Genomic DNA, 22,874 nt, shown 5'->3' with positions numbered 1-22,874 from the left:
AGTTGCGCCTGAACTCATTTTCCCTGCCGCTATTGAAGTGGGGTACGCAGCCAGGTGCTCTGCCCCTATAATCGGCCCCGAATTTGCCTCGGAGTACCCCATGCCGAACCTACGGATCGCTGACCTGGCCGCGGAAATCGAAGCCAATGTTCGCCGTGCATTGCTCGAAGACGTGGGCAGCGGCGACATCACCGCCCAGCTCATTCCCGCCGAACGGCTGGCCACGGCTCGCATCATTACCCGCGAGGCCTGCGTGATTGCCGGCACGGCCTGGGTGGATGCGGTGTTCCGCCAGCTGGACCCTCGCGTAGTGGTGCACTGGCAGGTGCAGGATGGCGACCGCGCCAGCCCCGACCAGGTCCTGTTCACGGTGGAAGGCCCGGCACGCTCGCTGCTCACGGGCGAGCGTTCGGCATTGAACTTCCTCCAGTTGCTTTCCGGCGTGGCCACTCGGGCACGGACCTACGCCGACCTGGTCAGCCACACCCAGGTGCGCCTGCTCGATACCCGCAAGACCCTGCCGGGGCTGCGCCTGGCGCAGAAATATGCCATTACCTGCGGGGGCTGCCATAACCACCGGATCGGCTTGTACGACGCCTTCCTGATCAAGGAAAACCATATCGCGGCCTGTGGCGGCATTGCCCAGGCAATCGCTACCGCCCGCTCGCTGGCCCCTGGCAAACCCGTGGAGGTGGAAGTGGAAAACCTCGATGAGCTGGAGCAGGCCCTGGCCGGCGGCGCGGACATCATCATGCTCGACGAGCTGAGCCTGGCGGACATGCGCGAGGCCGTGCGACGCACCGCCGGCAAGGCCAGGCTCGAAGCCAGCGGTGGAATCAACGACACTACCCTGCGCCAGATTGCCGAAACCGGAGTGGACTACATCTCCCTCGGTACGCTCACCAAAGATGTGAAGGCGGTCGACCTGTCGATGCGCCTGAGCCTGTAAGCGGCATTGGCCGCGTTTTTCTTCCCATCGATAAGGGTGCTATGGACATCGGGCCACGACTGAAAATGGTGCGTGAACGCCACCAGCTCTCTCAACGAGAACTGGCCAGGCGCAGTGGCGTGACCAACGCCACGATTTCGCTGATCGAACAGAACCGCGTCAGCCCTTCGGTCAGCTCATTGAAAAAGCTGCTCGAAGGGATTCCCATGACCCTGGCGGACTTCTTCACCGCCGACGAAACGCCTGTGGAAAACCCGCATATCTTCCGCGCCGCCAGCCAGCCGGACCTCGGCCGCCATGGCGTGCGCCTGCTGCTGGTGGGCGCGACCGTGAAGAACCGTGAGATGCGCATGCTGCGCGAACTGTATGCGCCTGGCGCGGACAGCGGTGAGCCTATCGTGCATCCTGAAGGCGAAGAATGCGGCCTGGTCACCCGAGGTACCATCGAGCTGACCATCAACGGCGAGGTCAGCATCCTGCAACCTGGCGACGGCTATTACTTCCCTACCACCCTGCCGCACAGTTTCAAGAACATCGGTCAGGACGAGGCGGAAATCATCAGCGCCAACACGCCCGCGAACTTCTAGCCATACCCTGGAGCTCAGAGCCCGGACAGAGGCAGGCAACCTACTTCTGGCCGGGCGAACAGGTATCCCTGCATCAGGTGGATGCCCAGCTCGAGCAGAGCATCGCGTTCCGCTTCGGTCTCCACGCCTTCGGCGATGATCTGGATGCCCAGCCGCCCGGCGGCATGGATGATGCCCGAGACGATGGCTTCACGAACGGGGTCCGCGTCGATGTTGCGAGTGAGCGCCATGTCCAGCTTGATCACCTGGGGCTGGAATTCAGCCAACAGGTTGAGGCCCGAATAACCGGAGCCGAAATCATCGATGGCCGTGGTAAAGCCATGGCGTTCGTACTCGGCGAAGATGCCCTTGAGGTGCTCCGGCTCTTCGACGCGCTCGCCTTCCATCACCTCGAACATCAAGCGGTTCAACGGGAAGCCGAACTGGCGCGAGGCCTCGACTGTGGCCCGGATACAGGCTTCAGGGCGATACACGGCGTTGGGAAAGAAGTTGATGCTCAGCTTGCAGTCGGGAATCCGAGCCAGCCCAAGGCTGGCAGCCAGCTCGATGGCCTTGACCCGGCAAGCCTGGTCGAAACGGTACAGGTTATCGGCATTGACCTTGGCCAGGATCTGCCCGGCGCCCTCCCCTTGTACCCCACGCACCAAGGCTTCGTAAGCGTAGGGTGTGCCGGAGCGTACATCCACAATGGGCTGAAAGGCCATGGTGAAGTCGAAATCGAGCTTCTCCAAGGCACGGCATTGCGCGCACCCCACCGGCACGAAAGGCTGTTCGAAATTGGGCCTTGGCATATGAACTCTCCTGGCATGGGCGGCAATACTGTCATTTAGGCATCATCTTGGCGAGCCTTCTTCGCAGGCTACGAACAGACGACAAAGAAGCCGCCTGTTAGCTTTCGGCCATAACGCAAGATTCTTGCGCCATGCAGACAGGCGGTAGCGTCTACGCTAAAGAGCTGACACGCCTGGCCGATTTGCTAAGCGAGGAACAGGGAAGCTCCAAAGACAACCTTACAGCCCATTTAGCGTTCGAGAATCCCATGTCCTTGAAGACCTCCCTGAAGGCCCAAATGCTGCTTTTGATTGGCGCCAGCCTCCTTGCCATCCTGCTGATCGCCCTGGGCTGCTTTCAGTCCCTGGCCCAAGGCATACGCGACTATCGCGCCCTGGTCGATGGTCCTGTCCACGCGTCTCAACTGGTCGAGGAGACCAACCTGCAGTTCAAGGTCCAGGTACAGGAGTGGAAGAACGTGCTGCTGCGCGGCAAGCAGCCGGCGGACCTGAGCAAATACTGGGGGCAGTTCGAAGAGCGGCATCGCGCCGTGCAAGGCCTGCTGGCCGAGCTGATGGCCGAGCCGGACATGCCCGCCCAGTTCAAGGAGCGTGCCGGCCAATTGCGTGACGGCCATCAAGCCCTGCTGGCTGCCTATACCAAGGGACGCGACGCTTTCATCGCAGCGGGCGCCGACCCTGTAGCCGGTGATCGCGCCGTGCAGGGTATCGACCGGCAAACCACCGATCAACTGAGCCAACTGGCCCAGGATATCGGCAAGGACGCCAAGGCTCAGGCCATTGCCATCAGCAACAGTGCCCAGGAAGCCATATGGCTTGGCGTGTTGATCATGGTGCTGTCGGCCCTGGCCGTGGCGGCGCTTAGCCTGTGGCTGGTGAGCCACCGCCTGGTGGCACCGGTGACCCGGCTGATCGCTTATGTGGCCGACCTGAGCCACGGCAGGTTCAAGGACCGTGTGCAGAACGATCGCCACGATGAACTGGGCCAGCTGGCCACGGCGGCCAATACCTTGCGTGACTTCCTCGATGAAACCTTCAGTCGCCTCAAGCGCAACGCCGCGGACCTGGACGGTGCTAGCTCGGCTTTGTCGCAGATTGCTCGGCAGATGGCCAAGGGCAGCGAAGAACAGTTCAGCCGCACCGACCAGGTGGCCACGGCCATGCATGAAATGTCGGCCACTGCCCAGGAAGTGGCGCGCCATGCCCAGGAAGCGGCTCGCGCCGCCGAGCAGGCCGACCAGTCCGCCCAACAGGGCGACCAGGTCATGCAAGCGACCATCGCGGCTATCGACCATATGCGCAACGAGATCGAAACCACCGCCTCGGTGATCCGCAAGCTCGAGAACGACAGCGGCCGGGTGGGCAAGGTCCTGGAAGTCATCCGTGGCATCGCCGAGCAAACCAACCTGCTGGCCCTCAACGCCGCCATCGAAGCCGCGCGGGCCGGGGAAGCCGGACGCGGGTTCGCCGTGGTGGCCGATGAAGTACGTAGCCTGGCCCAGCGCACTTCGGCCTCCATCAGCGAGATCAACCAGATCATCGATGCCGTGCAACTGGGCACCACGGATGCCGCGCGGGCTATCGAGAACGGCAAGCAGCGTAGCGACCAAAGCGTCGAGCAGATCACCCACACCGGGGCCATGTTGCGCCACATCACCGGCGCCATCGAGGCCATTCGCGGGATGAACCAGCAGATCGCCACGGCGGCCGAGGAACAGACCGCGGTCGCTGAGGACATCTCCCGCAACCTTACCGAGATCACCACGGTAGCGGTGGCCAACCAGGAAAGCGTCCGTGGTACTGAGCAGGCCAGCGGCCGCCTGCACGAGCTGTCCGGCCAGCTCGGCGCGCTCACCGCGCGTCTGGGGGGCTGAAATCCTTAATCGAGCTGTTGCATAGGAGACGGGACTCAGGCAGCACTCCGAAAGCCGCCTGACCTCACTGTCTACGCTGGCATCGGGCGCGGGCAAGCCCTGTGGCGGCTTGGTTCAGGGAAGCTAGACTTCCCTCCAGGCAGTCGGCTCGGGAGTTCCCGCGTGAAGATACGCAGCAAGATCATTCTGTCTGGCCTTATCAGCCTGTTGTCCGTGGTGGTACTGGCCTTGATGGCAACCTTCTGCTATCGGCAGATCCTGGGCGCGCTCGACGAAAACGAGACCAGCCTACAGGCCCTGCGCCAACACCTGCAGGCCGACATGATGCATGACGCCATCCGTGGCGACGTTCTGGCCGCGCTGCTGGCCGGTACCACGGACAGCCAGGGTGGCCAGGCGGCGCGTGAGTCCTTCAAGGAGCACGCGCAAACACTTCGCGACTCCGTGCAGGCCAACGCCCGCGCGCCCTTGCCCCCGGCACTGCTCGAGCCGCTTCAGCAATTGCCCGGCCAGGCCCAGGCCTACACTCAGAGCGCCGAGGCCTTGATCGAAGCCGCGCTCTCCGCCCCTGGCAAGGTCGACGCCCTGCGCCCGGGCTTCACCCAAGCCTTCGAGGCGCTGGAAACACACAATGCGGCCCTGAGCGACATGATCGAGGCCAACGCCACGGCAACCCGTGATCAACAGGACTATACCCTTGCCTCGGCGGCGCGCTGGCTGGCCGGCTGCCTGGTGATCATTCTCCTGGCGCTGGGGTTTCTCTGCCGGCAGGTACTGAGCGGCGTACTGCGGCCGCTGGAAGGTATCGTCGATTCGGCCCGCGCCATTGCTGGCGGAGACTTGCGCCAGCCGCCCAAGCCGCGGGCCAGCTCCGATGAAATGGGTGAGCTGGTGGCGGCGATCAGCGACATGCAAGCCAACCTGCGCCAGATGATCAGCACCGTGCGCCATGAAAGCCAGGCGCTTCAAAGCGCTTCCCGGCAATTGGGCGAAACGGCGGGGGCCGTGGTGGCGAGCGCCGATGAGCAGGCCCACAACGCCGCCAGCGTCGCCACCGGCATGGGCCAGATGATGGCCAACATCACCCAGGTGTCCGGCCATGCCGACACCGCCCGCGCCCTGTCGGCGCAATCCGAGGACCTGGCCAGCAGCGGCGGCCAGGTGATTCTCGGCGTGGTGGAAAGCATGACCCGCATCGCCGATGCGGTGCGACAGTCGGCCACGAGCATCGCATCCCTGGACGCTTCTTCGGAAGAAATTCATTCGATTATCCAAGTCATCAAGAGCATTGCCGAGCAAACCAACCTGCTGGCGCTCAACGCGGCCATCGAAGCGGCGCGGGCCGGTGAAGCCGGGCGCGGTTTCGCCGTGGTGGCCGATGAAGTCCGCGGGCTGGCGGCGCGCACGTCGCGCTCCACCCAGGAAATCACCGCCATGATCGAGCGGCTGCGCGGCAGCGCCCAGGACGCTGCCGGCAATATGCAGGCATGCGTGACCCGGGTGAACGAAGGGGTGTCCCTGGCCGAGCGCGCCGGGGTGTCCATCAATGAAATCCGCGCCGGGGCGCACAATGCCGCCGAACGCGTGCAGGACATCTCCACCACCATCAACGAGCAAACCCACGCCAGCGACGAGATGGCCCAGCGGGTGACCGCCATCGCCGAACGCTCGCGCAGCTACACCGGCGCCATGCAAGGGCTGCAGGAAACGGCCGAACTGCTCAACGCGGCGGCCGCGGCCATGCAGGCCTCAGTGGCGCGCTTCCGGGTCTAGCTCCGTCCAAGCCAGGCCTACCGCGGCAGTCATGTCACTGCAGCGAACCGGCGGCCTGGCGTAGAATCCTCCAACTCGGGTTCCCGCGCGCTCCTTCCCCCTGATGGATACTTCTTGATGCTGACCGCAGCCTGCATTTTCGTGCTGACCCTGACCCTGGTGATCTGGCAGCCGAAAGGCCTGGGCGTGGGCTGGAGCGCCGCCGGGGGCGCGGTACTGGCGCTGCTCAGCGGCGCGGTCAGCCTGCATGATGTGCCGACGGTGTGGCATGTGGTCTGGAACGCGACTGCCACCTTCATTGCCATCATCGTCATCAGCCTGCTGCTGGACGAGGCCGGCTTCTTCGAATGGGCTGCCTTGCATATGGCCCGCTGGGGCCACGGCCGTGGCCATCAGCTGTTCGCCCTGATCATGCTGCTGGGGGCGGCGGTTTCGGCGATATTCGCCAACGACGGCGCGGCCCTGATTTTGACGCCCATCGTGATCGCCATGCTGCTGGCCCTTGGCTTCGGTCCGGCCACCACCCTGGCATTCGTAATGGCGGCGGGCTTCATCGCCGATACCGCCAGCGTGCCCATGGTAGTGTCGAACCTGGTGAACATCGTTTCGGCGGACTTCTTCGGTCTCGGCTTCGGCGCCTACGCCTCGGTGATGTGGCCGGTGAACCTGGTCAGCGTGGCCGCCACCCTGCTGGTGCTGTGGCTGTTCTACCGCAAGGACATCCCCACCCGCTTCGATCCCAGGGCCCTGGGCGAACCCCGCGCCGCCATCCGCGACCGCGCCACCTTCAGCGCCGGCTGCTGGGTGCTGGTGCTGCTGCTGGTCGGGCTGTTCGCCCTGGAGCCCTTGGGCGTGCCCATCAGTGCCGTGGCGGCCCTGTGCGCGGTGATCCTACTGGGGATCGCCGGTCGGGGCCGGCACATTTCCACCCGCAAAGTATTGCGTCACGCCCCTTGGCAGATCGTGGTGTTTTCCCTGGGGATGTACCTGGTGGTCTATGGCCTGCGCAATGCCGGGCTGACCGACGCCCTGGCCGGGCTGCTCGACCGCTTCGCCGAGCACGGGCTATGGGCCGCGACCTTCGGCACCGGCATCACCGCCGCCCTGCTCTCCTCGGTGATGAACAACCTGCCCAGCGTACTGATAGGCGCGCTGTCCATACAGGACAGCCAGGCCAGCGGCGTGATCCAGCAGGCCATGGTGTACGCCAATGTGGTGGGCTGCGACTTGGGCCCGAAGATCACCCCCATCGGCAGCCTGGCCACCCTGCTTTGGCTGCATGTGCTGGCGCAGAAGAACATCCGGATCGGCTGGGGCTACTACTTCAAAGTAGGCAGCCTGCTGACGCTGCCCATCCTGCTGGCGACCTTGGCGGCGTTGGCGCTACGCCTGAGTGTGGCGGACTGAGCCAGGGGGCGTTGTCCTCAGCGGGTGACCGCGTTGGCTGGCACCCCACCAAAGCATTTGAACTTCATCAGTGAACTGTCTACACTCACGCCATCTGTATACAGCGTATACACCTATGAATTTGGGGAGGTAAGCATGGCAGCCTCTGTGTTGTCTTTTCGAATCGAACCGGAGTTTGTTTCCCGCCTCGATGCGTTAGCCGCAGCGACGGATCGAGACCGCCAATACCATTTAAAGAGAGCCGTTGCCCGCTATCTGGAAGACGAATCGTGGCACGTCAAAGCTATCGCGGAAGGGATCGCGGAAGCTGAAGCAGGACATCTCACAGATCTCGAGATCATCAAGCGTAAGTGGGTAGCACGTGCCGAAGCTGCATCTGACACCGAAAGCGGAAAGTGACTTGGAAGCCATCCATGAGCACTATTCGCTCAAGATAGGCGCAAAACGCGCGGCAGTCGTCTTGCTGGACATGATCGAAACGCTAGACATGCTCCGTGCCTTTCCGCATGTGGGGCGTGCAGGGCGAGTACCAGATACGCGAGAGCTCATCTTCAGCGATTATCCTTTTCTGGCCGCTTATCGTGTAAAAGAAGGCAAAGTAGAAATATTCAGAATTCTTCATCAGCGCACCGAATCCGCTACGCATTGGTGAGGGTTCAAGCGGGCACGTTGCCACCTGAAAACCGCCGGGGCGCGCTCGTCGGAGCACACTCACGAACCGTGTTTGTGGGGCAAGCGGGGATCTGTAGCGCCTCTCTCAACTGATGCGCTGGAGGCAACCGACAGAATCGAAGATGGGTAAGTGATGACTTAAGAGCCTGGCCCAACGGGACGTGACCAAGCGGGAGATGGTGCCGGAGACAGGAATCGAACCTGCGACCTTCGCGTTACGAGTGCGCTGCTCTACCGACTGAGCTACACCGGCGTGTTCGGGTGCTGAACTTACCATTTACCTCGAACGGAGGCAACCTTACAGAAAGCATAGGTAAATCAGCAAGCTAGAGCTGAAAGCACGGTAACTCAAATATCATTCGCTTTGTAGGCTCCGCGTCAAGATCTGAAGTAGACAGACTGAACCGGAAACGCCATGTGGGTTACCGGTTCAGCTCATTGATTGCGTTAACTACCGCCGCACATCTTCGGAACTAGTCCTTTATCCGTGACAGTGCTGGAGCATGTCCAGACGCCGGTAGTGGCTCGACTGTACGTTACCTTCAGGCCATTAACAGTAGCAGGTGCGTTTTTTAGGGTACAAGTAACAGTAGTAGCGTCGGTAAGGCTACCGACGACGGCTATGTCTGAACAGTTTTCAGTCACTGCACTGGCTCCGGTGAGAGCCAACGTTGGGACCGTGCCGCTATTGATGTTGTCGTCTATAGCGGTTCTCAAAGCCGCAATCTCTGCAATTCCTGCTGTTACTTTAGCTTTAGCTTGATAACGACTGTATGCAGGTATAGCAATGGATGCCAAGATCCCGATGATCGCGACCACGATCATCAGTTCGATCAGGGTGAAACCCTTCTGGTTATTCATACTCGTTCTCCTAATGCGAGAAGGCCTTGTGCCTGGTAGGGAAAGAGCAACCCCCATGCCAAACCCTCGGGTACCATGCTGGCGCCCGCTTCGGCGTGGTGGCCATATTGGAGCCATCATCGTGCAGCGGCGCAAACTGACGTTTTTTGTCACCTTGTCCCCAGTATTTGGCACCCGTGGGTGGACTAGGCTATAAACGTGCGACCGAAGGAGTCTGGCTACCATGAACGACATCGCCCTCACCGGCCTGGCCAAGCAGTTGGTCGCTGCGGAACTGTTGAACGAGAAAAACGCGCAGCAGGCGTTCCAGCAGGCTCAACGCAACAAGATCCCGCTCGTGCATTACCTGGTGCAAACCAAGCTGGTGAAAGGTCGCGACATCGCCGAACTGGCGGCGGACCAGTTCGGCATGGCGGTGCTGGACATCGGCACCGTGGATAAAGAAGCCTTCCCCCAGGGCGTGGTCAACGAACGCCTGATTCGCCAGCACCGCGCCCTGCCCTTGTGGCGTCGCAGCAACAAGCTGTTCATCGCCCTGTCGGACCCGACCAACCAGCAGGCCATCACGGACATCCAGTTCAACACCGGCATGAACGTCGAAGCCATCCTGGTGGAAGACGACAAGCTCAGCGATGCCATCGAGCGCTTCTTTGAAAGCACCACCGGCCTTGAAGACCTGGCCGACGTGGACCTGGACGGGCTGGACGTCGAAGCGGTCAACGACGGCCGCGACGAAGCCCCGGGGGGGGACGCGGATGACGCCCCGGTGGTGCGCTTCGTCAACAAGATGCTGCTGGACGCCATTCGCAGCGGCTCGTCGGACCTTCACTTCGAGCCTTATGAACGTGCCTACCGGGTGCGCTTTCGTACCGACGGCATGCTGCGCGAAGTCGCCCGCCCGCCCATCAGCCTGGCCGGGCGTATCGCCGCGCGCCTGAAGGTGATGGCCAGCCTGGATATCTCCGAGCGGCGCAAGCCGCAGGACGGGCGTATCAAGATGCGCATTTCCAAGAGCAAGGCGATCGACTTCCGGGTGAACACCCTGCCCACGCTGTGGGGCGAGAAGATCGTGATGCGGATCCTGGACCCGACCAGCGCCCAGCTGGGCATCGACGCCCTGGGCTATGAGGAAAACCAGAAGCAGCTGTACCTCGAAGCCCTGGGCCAGCCTCAGGGGATGATCCTGGTCACCGGCCCCACCGGCTCGGGTAAAACCGTGTCGCTCTACACCGGCTTGAACATCCTCAATACCGTGGATATCAACATTTCCACCGCCGAGGACCCGGTGGAAATCAACATGGAAGGCATCAACCAGGTCAACGTGAACCCGCGCCAAGGGCTGGATTTCGCTTCCGCCCTGCGCTCGTTCCTGCGTCAGGACCCGGACGTGATCATGGTGGGGGAAATCCGCGACCTGGAAACTGCGGAAATCGCCATCAAGGCCGCGCAAACCGGTCACCTGGTGCTTTCCACCCTGCACACCAACAGCGCGGCGGAAACCCTCACGCGCTTGCAGAACATGGGCGTGGCGGGCTTCAACATCGCCACCTCGGTGAACCTGATCATCGCCCAGCGGCTGGCTCGCAAGCTGTGCCCCAACTGCAAGCAGGAAGCGAACATCCCTCGGGACGCCCTCATCGAGGAAGGCTTCCCGCCGGAAAGCATCGGCACATTCAAGGTGTACGAGCCCAAGGGCTGCGATCAATGCAACAATGGCTACCGGGGCCGCCAGGGCATCTATGAGGTGGTGAAGAACACCCCTGCCCTGCAACGCTTGATCATGGAGGCGGCCAACTCCATCGACATCGCCGCGCAAATGCGCCAGGAAGGCTTCGCGGACCTGCGTCAGTCGGGCTTGGCGAAGGTTATGCAAGGGGTGACCAGCCTCGAGGAAGTCAACCGGGTGACCAAGGACTAAGCCATGGCAGTCAAGGTGGCGAAAGCCGCGCAGCCCAGCGTGTTCAGCTGGGAAGGGGTAGACCGCAAGGGCAACCGCATCAAGGGCGAGTTGACCAGCCTCAACGTGGCTCTGGTGAAGGCCCAGCTGCGCCGCCAAGGCATAGTGCCTGGCAAGGTCAAGAAGAAGTCCAGCTCGGTGTTCAGCCGGGGCAAAAAGATCAAACCGCTGGACATCGCCTTCTTCACTCGCCAGATGGCGACCATGATGCGTGCCGGGGTGCCGCTGCTGCAGGCCTTCGACATCATCGCCGAGGGTGTGGACAAGCAAAGCATGCGCGACCTGGTCAACGACTTGAAACAGGAAGTGGCCGCCGGCAACAGCTTCGCCAGTGCCCTGCGCCGCAAGCCGGAATACTTCGACGACCTGTACTGCAACCTGGTAAACGCGGGTGAGCAGGCCGGTGCCCTGGAGACACTGCTGGACAGGGTCGCCACCTACAAGGAAAAAACCGAGGCCCTCAAGGCCAAGATCAAGAAGGCCATGACCTATCCCATCGCGGTGCTGGTGGTGGCTTTCATCGTGTCCGGCATTCTGTTGATCAAAGTGGTGCCGCAGTTCCAGAGCGTGTTCCAGGGCTTTGGCGCGGAGCTGCCGGCCTTTACCCAGATGGTGATCAACCTGTCCGAGCTACTGCAGAACTGGTGGTATATCGTGTTGCCCGCCTTGATTGGCGTCGGTCTATTGTTCCGCCGGGCCTACAAGAAAAACGTCAAGTTCCGCGACGCTGTGGATCGCGGCCTGCTGAAGATGCCCATCATCGGGCAGATCCTCTACAAGAGTTCGGTGGCCCGCTACGCCCGCACCCTCTCCACCACTTTCGCCGCCGGTGTGCCGCTGGTGGAAGCGTTGGATTCGGTCGCTGGGGCCACCGGCAACGTGGTGTTCCGCAATGCGGTCTTCCAGGTGCGCCAGGATGTGTCCACGGGCATGCAGCTCAACGCCTCCATGCGTTCTACGGGCACCTTCCCCAACATGGCGGTGCAGATGACCGCCATCGGTGAAGAGTCCGGCGCCCTGGACGAAATGCTCGGCAAGGTGGCCAGCTACTACGAGGAGGAAGTGGACAATGCCGTGTCCAGCCTCACCACGCTCATGGAGCCGATGATCATGGCGGTGCTCGGCGTGCTCGTCGGCGGCCTGGTCATCGCCATGTACCTTCCTATCTTCCAGCTCGGTTCCGTCGTTTAAATGCCAGCTTTCGACCTCCTGGCCAGCTCACCGCTGGCCACCACCCTCTGCGCCCTGCTGCTGGGCCTGCTGGTAGGCAGTTTCCTCAACGTGGTAATCCACCGCCTGCCCATCATGATGAACGCCGAGTGGCGCGCCCAGGCCAGGGAATACCTGCAGATGCCGCCTCTGCCTGCCGAGCCCCGCTACAACCTGATGGTGCCGCGCTCGGCCTGCCCCCACTGCGGTCACCGGATCAGCGCTGTGGAAAACATTCCGGTATTGAGCTACCTGTGGCTGCGCGGGCGCTGCGCGGGTTGCAGGGCTTCCATCTCGCCTCGCTACCCCCTGGTAGAGCTGGCCAGCGGCCTGCTGAGCGCCTTCGTCGCCTGGCACTTCGGCGCCACTTGGCAAGCGGGCGCCGTGCTGCTGCTGACCTGGGGCTTGCTGGCCATGAGCCTGATCGACGTGGACCATCAGCTACTGCCGGATGCCCTGGTGCTGCCGCTGCTATGGCTGGGGTTGATCGTCAATGCCCTTGGCCTGTTCGTGCCCCTGAGCGATGCCCTCTGGGGCGCCGTGGCCGGTTACCTGAGCCTGTGGCTGGTATTTCAGGCCTTTCGCTTGCTCACCGGCAAGGAAGGCATGGGCCATGGGGACTTCAAACTCTTGGCTCTGATTGGCGCCTGGGGCGGCTGGCAGGTATTGCCCTTGACCATCCTGCTGTCTTCGGCGGTGGGCGCTATACTGGGCGCCCTGATGCTGCGGGCCCGAGGGCAGAGCCATGCCACGCCCATCCCCTTCGGCCCCTACCTGGCCGTGGCAGGCTGGATCGCGCTGATCTGGGGGGCGGACATCACAGCGTCTTATCTTCAGTTCGCGGGGTTCGCTCAATGACCAGAGAAAACACCCACCCCTGGGTACTGGGCCTGACGGGTGGGATCGGCAGCGGCAAGAGCGCTGCGGCCGAGCGTTTCGCCTTCCATGGCCTGGAGGTGGTAGACGCGGACCAGGCGTCGCGCTGGGTCGTGGAGCCCGGCCGGCCGGCGCTGGCTGCCTTGGCCGAGCACTTCGGCCCAGGCGTGTTGCAGGAAGATGGCTGCCTGGACCGCAAAGCCCTGCGCCAGCGCATCTTCAGCGATACGGATGCGCGCCTGTGGGTGGAAAAACTGCTGCACCCGCTGATCGCCGAGGAGATCGCCAGCCGCTTGCGTGATGCCCGTTCCGCCTATGCAGTGTTCGTATCGCCGCTGATGATCGAGTCCGGGCAATACCGGCTGGCCAACCGCCTGCTGGTGATAGACGCACCCCGGGAGCTGCAACTGGCGCGCACCCTCAGCCGTGACGGCAGCAGCCTGGCCCAGGTGGAAGCCATTCTTGCGGCCCAGGCTACCCGGGAAGATCGCCGTGCCCTGGCCGACGACGTGATTCTCAACGACGACAGCCTCGAGGCCCTGCACGCCGAGGTAGACCGGCTACACCTTGTTTATTTGTCTTTGGCGGAAACGTACTCATGAGTCAACCCACCCTTGTCAATTGCCCCACCTGTGGCGCGCCCGTGGAATGGAGCGCCGCGTCCCCCAATCGCCCGTTCTGCTCGGACCGCTGCAAGCTGATCGACCTTGGCGCCTGGGCCGCGGAAGAACACAAGATCGCTGGCCGTGGAGAATCCGAGGATGAACTGTTCTCCGAAAGCCTGCCGCCCAGCCAGCACTAAGCCCGACCAGGCCTGCCCCGGCATGTTTGGGGGTTGTAGTAGCCCGCCTTGGCTGTTACAGATAGCCCAAGCTGCGATGAGGCAAGGCCATGGACGATTCAGACTACCTGCGCCTGTTGACCACCCAGGCTGAACAGGCCAATGCAATGCTGTCCAACGCCCGCAAGTGGGAGCGCGAGCGCTGGGTATGCCAGCGTTTGTTGCAGGGCCTGAACATCGCATATGGCGCCGAAGAGTTCCTGCCGGTGGGCCAGGAACCGCCAGACGTCCTGTTTCGCGACGCCAACTTCGAAGTGTTCTTCGTGCTCGATGAAGGCCGCCGGCTCAATGACGAATGGCGCCAGGAACTGCAGCGCCGACGCAGCGCGTTTTCCCTGAGTCAACTGGTGCGCCGGGAGGCCAAGCCCAAGCGAATCCGCGCCCCGGAACTGTTGGCGCGGCTGGCCCCTACGTTGCGCAAGAAAGCCCATAACTACCTCGAGCGTGGCTTGGACCTCGGCCAGCTGGACATGGTGGCCTTCGCCAGTCTCAAGCGCGAGGTGCTCAACCTCAACAGCCACTTTCCGCCGCCTACTGAGTACCTGCGACAGGGCTGGCGCTCCCTTTCCCTGGTAGGCCCCAACTTCGCCCGGGTGCTGTTCGCTCACCCCGGCGCGCCTGATTTCCTGCGGGCCAACCTGGGGCGAAGCATTCTTTTCGACGTGGGTATCACCTTGTAACACCACTGCCCATGGCGCCTGGCCCGTCAGAATGTTACAAATAGCGCATTGCGTAGAACCTGCCGGCCTTCCCCATGCCCGCCCCCTCTTCCACCGCCTCGATACCTCTGGCCACCTGGGTGCAGCCTTCGTTTCGACCACTGTGCAACATTTTGCCCAGTGTCGCGGTCTACTCGCGCAACCTGAATTCCGCCACCCCCTGGCCGGGCGCTCGAAGCTGCCTAGCGCTCGCCCCGACCAGATGCCGCCGCCTCCCTGTTGCACGCGGCATGGCTACCGTTTTTTCAACCTTACGAGATACCTCCATGAAACATCGCATCGTGATCGTTGGCGGCGGCGCCGGCGGCCTGGAACTGGCGACCCGCCTGGGTAAGAGCCTGGGCAAGCGCGGCAAGGCCTGCGTGACTCTGGTGGACGCCAACCTCACCCATATCTGGAAACCCTTGCTGCACGAAGTCGCGGCAGGTTCCTTGAATTCGTCTGGTGACGAGCTCAACTACCTGGCCCAGGCCAAGTGGAACCACTTCGAATTCCAGCTGGGCCGCATGAGCGGACTGGACCGGGCCAACCAGCGCATCACCCTGGCAGCCACCCTTGACGAGCGCGGAGTGGAACTGGTGCCGGAGCGCGAGCTGGCCTACGACACCCTGGTGATCGCGGTGGGCAGTACTACCAATGACTTCGGTACCAAGGGCGCAGCCGAGCACTGCCTGTTCCTGGATACCCGCCAACAGGCCGAGCGCTTCCATCAGCAGTTGCTCAATGCCTACCTGCGCGCGCATGCCCAGGACGAAGGCCATCAGGAAGAAATCACGGTCGCCATCGTCGGAGCAGGCGCCACCGGGGTGGAGCTGGCCGCCGAGTTGCACCATGCGGCACATGAGCTGGCCGCCTACGGTCTGGGGCGGATTCGCCCGGAGAACATGCGCATCACCTTGATCGAAGCGGGCCCTCGGGTATTGCCGGCACTGCCTGAACGCATCAGCGCTCCGGTGCATCGCACCCTGGAGAAACTGGGCGTGACCGTGCTCACCGGCGCGGCCGTGAGCGAGGTGACCGAGCACAGTCTGCTGACCACTGACGGCAAGGTGATTCCGGCGCGCCTGAAGGTGTGGGCCGCCGGCATTCGCGCACCTGGTTTCCTGGAAAACATCGATGGGCTGGAAACCAACCGGATCAATCAGCTCCAGGTGCGGCCTACCCTGCAGACCACACGGGATGACAATATCTTCGCCTTCGGCGATTGCGCCGCCTGCCCGCAACCGGACAGCGACCGCAACGTGCCGCCTCGGGCCCAGGCCGCGCACCAGCAGGCTTCGCTCTTGGTCAAATCCCTCAAGCAGCGTCTTGAAGGCGGGCAACTGCCTGAATACCGCTACACCGACTACGGCTCGCTGATTTCCCTCTCACGTTTCTCGGCAGTAGGCAACCTGATGGGCAACCTTACCGGCAGCGTCATGCTCGAAGGCTGGCTGGCGCGCATGTTCTACGTGTCCTTGTATCGCATGCACCAGATGGCGCTCTATGGCCCGTTCCGCACTGCCATGTCCATGCTGGGCAGCCGATTGGGCCGTGGCACCGAGCCAAGGCTGAAGCTGCACTGACCTGGGGAATGCACCTTGGCAGGAGGTAGCGAGGCTGCCGAATACCAGGCTCCCGCCGAGGCCCATTCCCCAGCTGGCGCTGGGTCCCACCGGGGCTGCATGCATCTCGGTGGGAGGTAGCGAAGCTGCCGAATACCAGCCCCCCCGGCCAGCGTCCTCATTCCCCAGCTGGCGCTGGGTCCAACAGTGGCTGTGACAAATGCCCCTTGCCATACCTGTATATACAGGTTTAGATAAGAGCATTGCCACGTATCAGGACAGCCTGCCATGCCCGCGCCCTTGCTTATCCAGCCCGGCCAGTTCGATCTCGCTCAGTTGCGAGACATTTTCCATCACCAAGTACCCTTCGAACTGGATCCGGCCGCGCGTGCCACGGTAGACGAAGCCGCCGCCGCCGTGACCCGCATCATCGCCAGCAAGCGTACGGTGTATGGCATCAACACGGGCTTCGGGCTGCTGGCGCGTACCTCCATCGCTGAGCAATCCCTGACTCGCCTGCAACGCAACCTGCTACTCAGCCACTGTACCGGTACCGGACCATTGCTGGACGACGCCACGGTCGGCCTGATCCTGGCGCTGAAAGTAGCATCCCTGGCCCGAGGCTTCTCCGGTGTGCGCTGGGAAGTGATCGAAGGCTTGCGCAGGCTCTACGAGGCGGGCGTATATCCTTGCGTGCCATCCCAAGGCTCGGTGGGCGCTTCGGGGGACCTGGCGCCTTTGGCACACTTGGCGGCGGTACTCATAGGCGTGGGCCGGGTGCGCCACCAAGGCCATGAGATGGATGCCAACGAAGGCCTGGCCCTGGCTGGCCTGAAGCCGTTGGAGCTGGGCCCGAAGGAAGGCCTGGCCCTGATCAACGGCACGCAGGTATCCACCGCGCTGGCGCTGCGCGGTCTGTTCGCCGCCGAGCGCTTGTTCAGCGCCGCGGTGGTAGCCGGCAGCCTGACGGTGGAGGCGCTCAAGGGTTCGGACGTACCCTTCGACCCGCGCATCCAGGCGGTTCGTGGCCAGCCAGGGCAAATCGACGCGGCCGCCTTCTATCGCGAGCTGTTGGCCGGTAGCCAGATCCGCGAATCCCACCGCGACTGCCCTCGCGTGCAAGACCCTTATTCCCTGCGCTGTCAGCCCCAGGTCATGGGCGCCTGCCTGGATCACCTGCGCTTTGCTGCGGGTGTGTTCCTGCGTGAAGCCAATGCCGTGTCCGATAACCCGCTGGTGTTCAGCGCTGAAGGCGACGTACTTTCCGGCGGCAACTTCCATGCCGAGCCGGTGGCCATGGCCGCTGACGTGCTGGCGCTGGCCATCTCGGAAATCGGCGCGCTTTCCGAACGGCGCACCGCCCAGCTGGTGGACCCGGCTCTATCTGGCCTGCCGGCCTTTCTGGTCAAGGAAGGCGGGCTCAATTCCGGTTTCATGATCGCTCAGGTCACCGCTGCCGCCCTGGCTTCGGAAAACAAGACCCTCGCCCATCCCGCTTCGGTGGACAGCCTGCCCACCTCTGCCAACCAGGAAGACCACGTGTCCATGGCCACCTTCGCCGCCCGCCGCCTGCTGGACATGGCCGGTAACAGCAGCGCCGTGGTAGCGATCGAACTGCTGGGCGCAGCCCAGGGCGTGGACCTCCTTGCCCCTCTGAGTCCCTCCGCCAAGCTGGCCCAGGTAATGAGCCTGGTCCGCTCGGAAGTGGAGCACTATCACGAGGACCGCTATTTCGCCCCGGATATCGCCTGCGCCCGTGCCTGGGTGGAAAACGGCGCCTTTGAGCGCTGGCTGCCGGCTTCGCGCCTGTACCAAGCGTGAGCCGCTGGGGGTCAGGCTCGCTCAGGCGCCGGCGCGGCCAGGTCGCGCTCCTTGACTCGCCCTACACAGAGCACCGCTAGCAGGGAAATGGCCGCTGTCGCCAGCAGGTACAGCGCTACAGGCTGCCATCGCCCCTGGTATTCGCTAAGCAGCCAGGTGGCGATCAAAGGAGCGGTGCCGCCTGCCAAGGCTGCCCCGAGCTGGTAGCCCAGGGTGATTCCGGTGTAGCGCACCCGGGTACTGAAGATTTCCGATGAGAGCGTGCCCAGCACGGCGGTGATCGGTGCCCAGAGCAGCCCCAGCGCCACGACCGTAGCCAACGTCAGCCCCCAGACGGCACGAGTATCGAGCAGGATGAAATAGGGATAGACAAAGGCTGCGCTGAGCAGGATGCCCAAAGTATAGACGGTTCGCCGCCCAAGGCGGTCGGATAGCCAGCCCATGACCGGAATACTGAAGCTGGCCACCACCGCGGCGATCATTACCGCGTGCAGAGCGTCGATCTTGTTGTAGCCAAGATTGCTTGTGGCGTAGCTGACCACGAAGGTAGAAAAGATATAGAAGGGTGCGGTTTCCACCACTTTCAGCCCGGCGGCTATCAATACGGCGCGCCAATGTTGCTGCAGGGTTTCGACGATGGGCATGCGCGCGACATTGCCGCTGGCCTTGGCTGCTTCGAAATCCGGGGTTTCACCGATACCGGAACGAATCCACAGGCCAAGAAACACTAGCCCGGCGCTCAGCAGGAAGGGAATCCGCCATCCCCAGCTGAGAAAGTCCTCTTCAGGCAGCAAAGCCATCAAGCTCACCGCCAGGGTCGCCAACAACATACCGATGGTCACGCCAACCTGAGGGATGCTACCGAATAGCCCTTTACGATGGGCCGGCGCGTACTCGTAGGCCAGTAGCAGTGCCCCGCCCCATTCACCGCCAATGCCCAGCCCCTGTATCACGCGCAAGAGCACCAGCAGGATGGGCGCGGCGATACCGATACTGGCGTACGTCGGCAGCAAGCCGATGGCCACCGTTGCTCCGCCCATCAAAGAGAGCGTAAGGACCAGCGTTTTCTTACGGCCAATACGGTCGCCGATGTGAGCGAAGACTACCCCGCCGATTGGACGAATGAAGAAGGTCAACGAGAACGTGAGGTAAGAAAGCAGCAGAGCAACCACGGGCTCGAAGCTTGGGAAAAACAGCTTGTTGAAAACCAACGAAGCGGCTGTGCCATAGAGAAAGTAGTCGAACCATTCGATCGAACTTCCCGTCAGGCTGGCAACGAGAGCGCGACCGCCACCTTGGGGCGCGGGCGAGTGATGACGCGAGGCCATAAAGACTCCGGATTTATTATTAGGTTGCGCTTTTAGTGCAACCACTTACCTCTATGAGTTGCACCTCGACCAGCGCATCTTATGCAAGCTATCTCAGCCTCCGCAATAGCCCCAGCTGGCCTTAACAGGATTTTTTCTCGAAAAATCTATATTAAAAAGGCTTATTTTCCATTCCTTATCCATATATCAGAAATTAATACGGTAGTGCTGAAAGGTTTAATCACCACATTTGGCGCAACCTGGTTGCACCCATGCCGTTCTTGTCGCTAGGCTGATAAAAAACCAACCACGGAGTTACGGCATGAATGTGTTATTTGTAGGTTATGGCCAAATGGGCAGCGCCATGGGCAAGGCTTGGCATATGGCCGGCCTGGTTCAGAACCTCTATGCCGTAGATCCCCATCTGCCCCTGGACGCCACTGCACAAGCCGTCCCTGATCCGGAGGCTTTCGATGCCGCCCTCGACGTTATCGTGCTGGCGGTCAAACCAGCCATGGCTGGCTCGGCCCTGGCCAGCCTGCCCAAGCGGTTGTTGAATGACTGCGTCATAATTTCCGTGGCGGCGGGCGTGACCTTGGCCACCTTACGCGAAGCAATCGATGACGCCTGCCCAGTGGTAAGGGTTATGCCCAATACTCCAATGCTTCTGGGGGCCGGTTGCACCGGACTGTACGCCGGCAATGACCTGCCTGAAGCCAAGCGGCAGGTGATCACCCAGCTGTTCGAGGCCGTTGGCAGCGCCCATTGGGTACAACGCGAGCCGCAACTGGATGCGGTTACCGCCATCAGCGGCAGCGGCCCGGCTTACTATCACCTGTTCAGCGAAGCCCTGGCTGCCGCTGGCGAAGCCTTGGGGCTGGACCCGGAGCTGGCGAGGCGACTTGCCGTGGACACCGCCTTCGGCGCGGCCACGCAGCAACGCCAGCCCCAAGCCGACCTTGTGCAGCTACGGCGGGCCATTACATCCCCGAACGGCACCACCGCGGCGGCCATCGGGGTGTTCGAACGCGACCAGGCCCTGCGCGCCCTGGTCCAGAGCGCCGCCCGAGCCGCGGCACAGCGAGCCGAGGCCTTGTCCCGCGGCGAATGAAACGGTTTCACAAGCGCGTGAGCGCCTTTGATGAACACTGCGCGAAAGGCTGGGCGAAAGCTCGGACAAACGCGCAGAAATCATTATTATCCCTAGGTAGAGAACGGCCAGTGGTGAGCGGGCCGAATTAGCCGATCGAGGGTGTCATGGGCAACGAAAGCATCAATTGGGACAAGCTGGGCTTCGACTACATCAAGACGGACCTGCGTTACCTGGCCTACTGGCGTGACGGTGCCTGGCAGCCCGGCGAGCTGACCGAAGACAACGTGCTGCACATCAGCGAAGGGTCCACCGCCCTGCACTACGGTCAGCAATGCTTCGAAGGCCTGAAGGCCTACCGCGCCGAGGACGGCTCGATCAACCTGTTCCGCCCTGACCAGAACGCCCTGCGCATGCAGCGCAGCTGCAACCGGCTACTGATGCCCGAGGTATCCGTCGAGCAGTTCATCCAGGCTTGCCAGCAAGTCGTGAAGGCCAATGAGCGCTTCATCCCGCCTTATGGGACCGGCGGCGCTCTTTACCTGCGCCCCTTCGTCATCGGTGTAGGCGACAACATTGGCGTGCGCACCGCACCGGAGTTCATCTTCTGTGTGTTCGCCGTACCGGTGGGCCCGTACTTCAAGGGCGGCATGAAGCCTCACAACTTCGTGATCTCCGGCTACGACCGCGCCGCGCCCAACGGCACCGGCGCCGCCAAGGTCGGAGGCAACTACGCCGCCAGCCTGATGCCAGGCGCCGAGGCCAAGAAGCACAGCTTCGCCGACTGCATCTACCTGGACCCGCAAACCCATAGCAAGATCGAGGAAGTGGGCTCGGCGAACTTCTTCGGCATTACCCAGGACGGCAAGCAGTTCGTCACGCCCAAGTCCAGCTCGGTGCTGCCGGGCATCACCCGCCTATCGTTGCTGGAGCTGGCCAAGATCCGTCTGGGCCTGGAAGTGATCGAAGGCGACGTGCATATCGACCAGCTCGACCGCTTCGCCGAAGCCGGCGCCTGCGGTACCGCCGCGGTGATCACCCCTATCGGCGGCATCGAGTACAAGGGCAAGCTGCATGTGTTCCACAGCCAGACCGAAGTCGGCCCGGTCACCCAGCGCCTGTACAAGGAGCTGACCGGTATCCAGACCGGCGAGATCGAAGGGCCGCAAGGCTGGATCGTCAAGGTCGACTGATCCGCGCTTCGAGAGTCACAAATCCCCGCCATGCGCGGGGATTTGTATTTTGCAATGACCTGGTCGCGGCTGAGCCTGCGTGGCCCAGGCCGCCAATAGTCAGGCTGCCCTACATCACCGCGGCGAACGCCTCGACCACCCGCTCCAGATTGCTCGGGCTCAAGCCAGCGATGCAGATACGTCCGGTTTCCACCGCGTATACGCCATGCTCGGCCTTGAGTCGACGCACTTGCTCGGCATTTAGGCCGGTGTAGGCGAACATGCCTTCCTGATGGGCCAAAAAGCCGAAGTCCCGTTCGGGCAAGCGTTTGCTCAGGCCTTCCACCAGGGCGCCACGCATGGCGGTGATGCGCTCGCGCATTTCGGCCAGCTCGGCCTGCCATTGCCGATTGAGCCCAGCATCACCCAGCACGCGGGCCACGATGCTGGCACCGAACATGGGCGGGCTGGAATAGTTGCGACGTACATGCAGCTTGAGCTGGCCGAGTACCAGCGCCTGACTGTCCAACGTGGTATGGACGCTCAACGCCCCTACCCGCTCCCCATAGAGGGAGAAGGTCTTGGAGAACGAGCTGGATACCAGGAACTCCATGCCTCGGCGCGCGCACTCACGGATGAGCCAGGCGTCTTCGTCCAGGCCCTTGCCGAAGCCTTGGTAGGCGATGTCCAGGAAAGGAATCGCATCCCGGGCCTGGAGCGCGTCGAGCATCTTCACCCAATGCTCGCGCTCTGGCTGGACGCCCGTGGGGTTATGACAGCAGGGGTGAAGCACCACTATCGCTTTGGGCGGCAGGTTTTCCAAGGCCTGGAGTGCGCCTTCGAAATCGAACGCCTTGCGATTCGGCTCGAAGTACGGATAGCGGTTCACCTTGAAGCCCGCCCCCTGGAAGATGCCAAGATGATTGTCCCAGGTAGGGTCCGATACCCAGACCTGTGAATCCGGCCAGGCGGTTTTCAGGAAATCCGCGCCTACCTTGAGCGCGCCAGAGCCGCCTACGGTCTGGATCGCCGCGATTGCATGACGGTTGCGGTCGACACTATCGGCGAACAGCAGCTGTTCGACCACCCGACGGTAGGCCGGCGCGCCTTCCATGGGCAAGTAACTGCGGGGCTGGTGCTCGGCCACCAGCAGCTCTTCGGCCTGCTGCACGGAAGGCAGCAAAGGCACGCGGCCCAGCTCGTCATAATAGATGCCGACGCCCAGATTGACCTTGCCCGGCCGCGTATCCTCGGCGAACTCACCCATCAGCCCCAATATCGGATCGCCCGCGTACAGGGGCAAGTGCTCGAACATTCTCCACCTCGTCTTGTTTTCATCTGGCCCACTGGCGGACCCGCGCATCGCCGGGAGATTAGCCCACAGGGGGCCGCCAGGGGTCAAGGCGCCAGATGCAATGCGGCCG

The 22,874-nt window shown here is 62.6% G+C and carries 21 protein-coding genes, 1 tRNA gene and 2 pseudogenes; 19 read left to right on the top strand and 5 right to left on the bottom strand.

Features of this window, described 5'->3' with window-relative positions; translation table 11 throughout:
• Positions 1-100 precede the first annotated feature (100 nt).
• Positions 101-949: a carboxylating nicotinate-nucleotide diphosphorylase gene (gene nadC, locus ACP691_RS01340; protein WP_426149739.1), complete on the top strand. Its 849-nt coding sequence runs from the start codon at positions 101-103 to the stop codon at positions 947-949.
• Between the two features lie 41 nt (positions 950-990).
• Entirely contained in the window at positions 991-1,536 is a 546-nt protein-coding gene (locus tag ACP691_RS01335; protein WP_040261712.1) for a cupin domain-containing protein, read from the top strand.
• Between the two features lie 14 nt (positions 1,537-1,550).
• On the opposite strand, the gene ACP691_RS01330 is transcribed toward ACP691_RS01335, so the two are convergent.
• Positions 1,551-2,327, bottom strand: coding sequence for an EAL domain-containing protein (locus tag ACP691_RS01330; protein WP_426149738.1), 777 nt, complete (start codon positions 2,325-2,327; stop codon positions 1,551-1,553).
• A 131-nt stretch (positions 2,328-2,458) separates the two neighbouring features.
• On the opposite strand from ACP691_RS01330, the pseudogene ACP691_RS01325 reads away from it, so the two are divergent.
• From ACP691_RS01325 to ACP691_RS01295, 7 genes and pseudogenes are all read left to right on the top strand, one after another.
• Positions 2,459-3,316: pseudogene (locus tag ACP691_RS01325) on the top strand (HAMP domain-containing protein); the annotation flags it as partial.
• A gap of 117 nt (positions 3,317-3,433) precedes the next feature.
• Positions 3,434-4,201 (top strand): methyl-accepting chemotaxis protein, encoded by a 768-nt coding sequence (locus ACP691_RS01320; protein ID WP_426150196.1) that lies wholly within the window; start codon positions 3,434-3,436, stop codon positions 4,199-4,201.
• Positions 4,202-4,432: 231 nt separating this feature from the next.
• Positions 4,433-5,119, top strand: a pseudogene (locus ACP691_RS01315) (HAMP domain-containing protein); the annotation flags it as partial.
• Positions 5,111-5,974, top strand: coding sequence for a methyl-accepting chemotaxis protein (locus ACP691_RS01310; protein WP_426150195.1), 864 nt, complete (start codon positions 5,111-5,113; stop codon positions 5,972-5,974). The pseudogene ACP691_RS01315 and the gene ACP691_RS01310, both read left to right, overlap by 9 nt.
• 117 nt (positions 5,975-6,091) lie before the next feature.
• On the top strand, positions 6,092-7,381 hold the full coding sequence (locus ACP691_RS01305; protein WP_426149737.1) for an arsenic transporter: 1,290 nt from the start codon (positions 6,092-6,094) through the stop codon (positions 7,379-7,381).
• A 135-nt stretch (positions 7,382-7,516) separates the two neighbouring features.
• Positions 7,517-7,780 carry a CopG family ribbon-helix-helix protein gene (locus ACP691_RS01300; RefSeq protein WP_426149736.1) on the top strand — a complete coding sequence of 88 codons (264 nt, stop codon included), beginning with the start codon at positions 7,517-7,519 and terminating at the stop codon, positions 7,778-7,780.
• Position 7,781: 1 nt separating this feature from the next.
• Positions 7,782-8,033 carry a type II toxin-antitoxin system RelE/ParE family toxin gene (locus ACP691_RS01295; RefSeq protein ID WP_426149735.1) on the top strand — a complete coding sequence of 84 codons (252 nt, stop codon included), beginning with the start codon at positions 7,782-7,784 and terminating at the stop codon, positions 8,031-8,033.
• A 197-nt stretch (positions 8,034-8,230) separates the two neighbouring features.
• On the opposite strand, the gene ACP691_RS01290 is transcribed toward ACP691_RS01295, so the two are convergent.
• Together ACP691_RS01290 and ACP691_RS01285 are read right to left on the bottom strand one after the other, a co-directional pair.
• Positions 8,231-8,306: transfer RNA gene (locus ACP691_RS01290), tRNA-Thr, on the bottom strand.
• A 194-nt stretch (positions 8,307-8,500) separates the two neighbouring features.
• Positions 8,501-8,914: a pilin gene (locus ACP691_RS01285; protein ID WP_426149734.1), complete on the bottom strand. Its 414-nt coding sequence runs from the start codon at positions 8,912-8,914 to the stop codon at positions 8,501-8,503.
• A 223-nt stretch (positions 8,915-9,137) separates the two neighbouring features.
• Between ACP691_RS01285 and pilB the strand changes: the two genes are divergently transcribed.
• From pilB to hutH, 8 genes are all read left to right on the top strand, one after another.
• Positions 9,138-10,832 (top strand): type IV-A pilus assembly ATPase PilB, encoded by a 1,695-nt coding sequence (gene pilB / locus ACP691_RS01280; protein ID WP_426149733.1) that lies wholly within the window; start codon positions 9,138-9,140, stop codon positions 10,830-10,832.
• A 3-nt stretch (positions 10,833-10,835) separates the two neighbouring features.
• Entirely contained in the window at positions 10,836-12,062 is a 1,227-nt protein-coding gene (locus ACP691_RS01275; RefSeq protein ID WP_426149732.1) for a type II secretion system F family protein, read from the top strand.
• The gene (locus tag ACP691_RS01270; RefSeq protein WP_426149731.1) at positions 12,063-12,938 is read left to right on the top strand and encodes a prepilin peptidase; all 876 of its coding nucleotides are present in this window, start codon (positions 12,063-12,065) and stop codon (positions 12,936-12,938) included. It abuts the gene before it with no gap.
• Positions 12,935-13,558 carry a dephospho-CoA kinase gene (coaE, locus tag ACP691_RS01265; protein WP_426149730.1) on the top strand — a complete coding sequence of 208 codons (624 nt, stop codon included), beginning with the start codon at positions 12,935-12,937 and terminating at the stop codon, positions 13,556-13,558. The genes ACP691_RS01270 and coaE overlap by 4 nt, the downstream gene beginning before the upstream one ends.
• Entirely contained in the window at positions 13,555-13,758 is a 204-nt protein-coding gene (yacG, locus tag ACP691_RS01260) for a DNA gyrase inhibitor YacG (protein WP_426149729.1), read from the top strand. The genes coaE and yacG overlap by 4 nt, the downstream gene beginning before the upstream one ends.
• Positions 13,759-13,847: 89 nt before the next feature.
• Positions 13,848-14,477 (top strand): DUF1780 domain-containing protein, encoded by a 630-nt coding sequence (locus ACP691_RS01255; RefSeq protein ID WP_426149728.1) that lies wholly within the window; start codon positions 13,848-13,850, stop codon positions 14,475-14,477.
• A gap of 305 nt (positions 14,478-14,782) precedes the next feature.
• Positions 14,783-16,081 carry an NAD(P)/FAD-dependent oxidoreductase gene (locus ACP691_RS01250; RefSeq protein WP_426149727.1) on the top strand — a complete coding sequence of 433 codons (1,299 nt, stop codon included), beginning with the start codon at positions 14,783-14,785 and terminating at the stop codon, positions 16,079-16,081.
• A 267-nt stretch (positions 16,082-16,348) separates the two neighbouring features.
• Positions 16,349-17,881, top strand: coding sequence for a histidine ammonia-lyase (gene hutH / locus ACP691_RS01245; RefSeq protein WP_426149726.1), 1,533 nt, complete (start codon positions 16,349-16,351; stop codon positions 17,879-17,881).
• A gap of 11 nt (positions 17,882-17,892) precedes the next feature.
• On the opposite strand, the gene ACP691_RS01240 is transcribed toward hutH, so the two are convergent.
• A complete protein-coding gene (locus ACP691_RS01240) occupies positions 17,893-19,209 on the bottom strand; it encodes an MFS transporter (RefSeq protein ID WP_426149725.1) in 1,317 nt (438 codons plus the stop codon).
• A 301-nt stretch (positions 19,210-19,510) separates the two neighbouring features.
• Between ACP691_RS01240 and proC the strand changes: the two genes are divergently transcribed.
• On the top strand, positions 19,511-20,299 hold the full coding sequence (proC, locus tag ACP691_RS01235; RefSeq protein ID WP_426149724.1) for a pyrroline-5-carboxylate reductase: 789 nt from the start codon (positions 19,511-19,513) through the stop codon (positions 20,297-20,299).
• A gap of 146 nt (positions 20,300-20,445) precedes the next feature.
• Positions 20,446-21,471, top strand: coding sequence for a branched-chain amino acid aminotransferase (locus tag ACP691_RS01230; RefSeq protein ID WP_426149723.1), 1,026 nt, complete (start codon positions 20,446-20,448; stop codon positions 21,469-21,471).
• A 109-nt stretch (positions 21,472-21,580) separates the two neighbouring features.
• Here the strand turns inward: ACP691_RS01230 and ACP691_RS01225 are convergent, their stop codons facing one another.
• Positions 21,581-22,765 carry an aromatic amino acid transaminase gene (locus tag ACP691_RS01225; protein ID WP_426149722.1) on the bottom strand — a complete coding sequence of 395 codons (1,185 nt, stop codon included), beginning with the start codon at positions 22,763-22,765 and terminating at the stop codon, positions 21,581-21,583.
• Between the last annotated feature and the right edge of the window lie 109 nt (positions 22,766-22,874).

Origin of the sequence: Pseudomonas sp. DC3200b2, from assembly GCF_049895785.1 — a bacterium.
In the GTDB taxonomy this organism is placed as follows: Bacteria; Pseudomonadota; Gammaproteobacteria; order Pseudomonadales; family Pseudomonadaceae; genus Aquipseudomonas; species Aquipseudomonas massiliensis.
This window is presented reverse-complemented; position numbering and strand designations above follow the sequence as displayed.

Excerpts from the sequence above, each read along its gene's own strand:
- ACP691_RS01305 (WP_426149737.1), top strand. The coding sequence starts at position 6,092 with ATGCTGACCGCAGCCTGCATTTTCGTGCTGACCCTGACCCTGGTGATC.
- ACP691_RS01335 (WP_040261712.1), top strand. The coding sequence starts at position 991 with ATGGACATCGGGCCACGACTGAAAATGGTGCGTGAACGCCACCAGCTC.
- coaE (WP_426149730.1), top strand. The coding sequence starts at position 12,935 with ATGACCAGAGAAAACACCCACCCCTGGGTACTGGGCCTGACGGGTGGG.
- ACP691_RS01300 (WP_426149736.1), top strand. The coding sequence starts at position 7,517 with ATGGCAGCCTCTGTGTTGTCTTTTCGAATCGAACCGGAGTTTGTTTCC.
- nadC (WP_426149739.1), top strand. The coding sequence starts at position 101 with ATGCCGAACCTACGGATCGCTGACCTGGCCGCGGAAATCGAAGCCAAT.
- proC (WP_426149724.1), top strand. The coding sequence starts at position 19,511 with ATGAATGTGTTATTTGTAGGTTATGGCCAAATGGGCAGCGCCATGGGC.
- ACP691_RS01330 (WP_426149738.1), bottom strand. The coding sequence starts at position 2,327 with ATGCCAAGGCCCAATTTCGAACAGCCTTTCGTGCCGGTGGGGTGCGCG.
- ACP691_RS01240 (WP_426149725.1), bottom strand. The coding sequence starts at position 19,209 with ATGGCCTCGCGTCATCACTCGCCCGCGCCCCAAGGTGGCGGTCGCGCT.
- ACP691_RS01310 (WP_426150195.1), top strand. The coding sequence starts at position 5,111 with ATGCAAGCCAACCTGCGCCAGATGATCAGCACCGTGCGCCATGAAAGC.
- pilB (WP_426149733.1), top strand. The coding sequence starts at position 9,138 with ATGAACGACATCGCCCTCACCGGCCTGGCCAAGCAGTTGGTCGCTGCG.
- ACP691_RS01285 (WP_426149734.1), bottom strand. The coding sequence starts at position 8,914 with ATGAATAACCAGAAGGGTTTCACCCTGATCGAACTGATGATCGTGGTC.
- ACP691_RS01225 (WP_426149722.1), bottom strand. The coding sequence starts at position 22,765 with ATGTTCGAGCACTTGCCCCTGTACGCGGGCGATCCGATATTGGGGCTG.
- ACP691_RS01320 (WP_426150196.1), top strand. The coding sequence starts at position 3,434 with ATGGCCAAGGGCAGCGAAGAACAGTTCAGCCGCACCGACCAGGTGGCC.
- hutH (WP_426149726.1), top strand. The coding sequence starts at position 16,349 with ATGCCCGCGCCCTTGCTTATCCAGCCCGGCCAGTTCGATCTCGCTCAG.
- ACP691_RS01270 (WP_426149731.1), top strand. The coding sequence starts at position 12,063 with ATGCCAGCTTTCGACCTCCTGGCCAGCTCACCGCTGGCCACCACCCTC.
- ACP691_RS01250 (WP_426149727.1), top strand. The coding sequence starts at position 14,783 with ATGAAACATCGCATCGTGATCGTTGGCGGCGGCGCCGGCGGCCTGGAA.
- ACP691_RS01230 (WP_426149723.1), top strand. The coding sequence starts at position 20,446 with ATGGGCAACGAAAGCATCAATTGGGACAAGCTGGGCTTCGACTACATC.
- yacG (WP_426149729.1), top strand. The coding sequence starts at position 13,555 with ATGAGTCAACCCACCCTTGTCAATTGCCCCACCTGTGGCGCGCCCGTG.
- ACP691_RS01275 (WP_426149732.1), top strand. The coding sequence starts at position 10,836 with ATGGCAGTCAAGGTGGCGAAAGCCGCGCAGCCCAGCGTGTTCAGCTGG.
- ACP691_RS01255 (WP_426149728.1), top strand. The coding sequence starts at position 13,848 with ATGGACGATTCAGACTACCTGCGCCTGTTGACCACCCAGGCTGAACAG.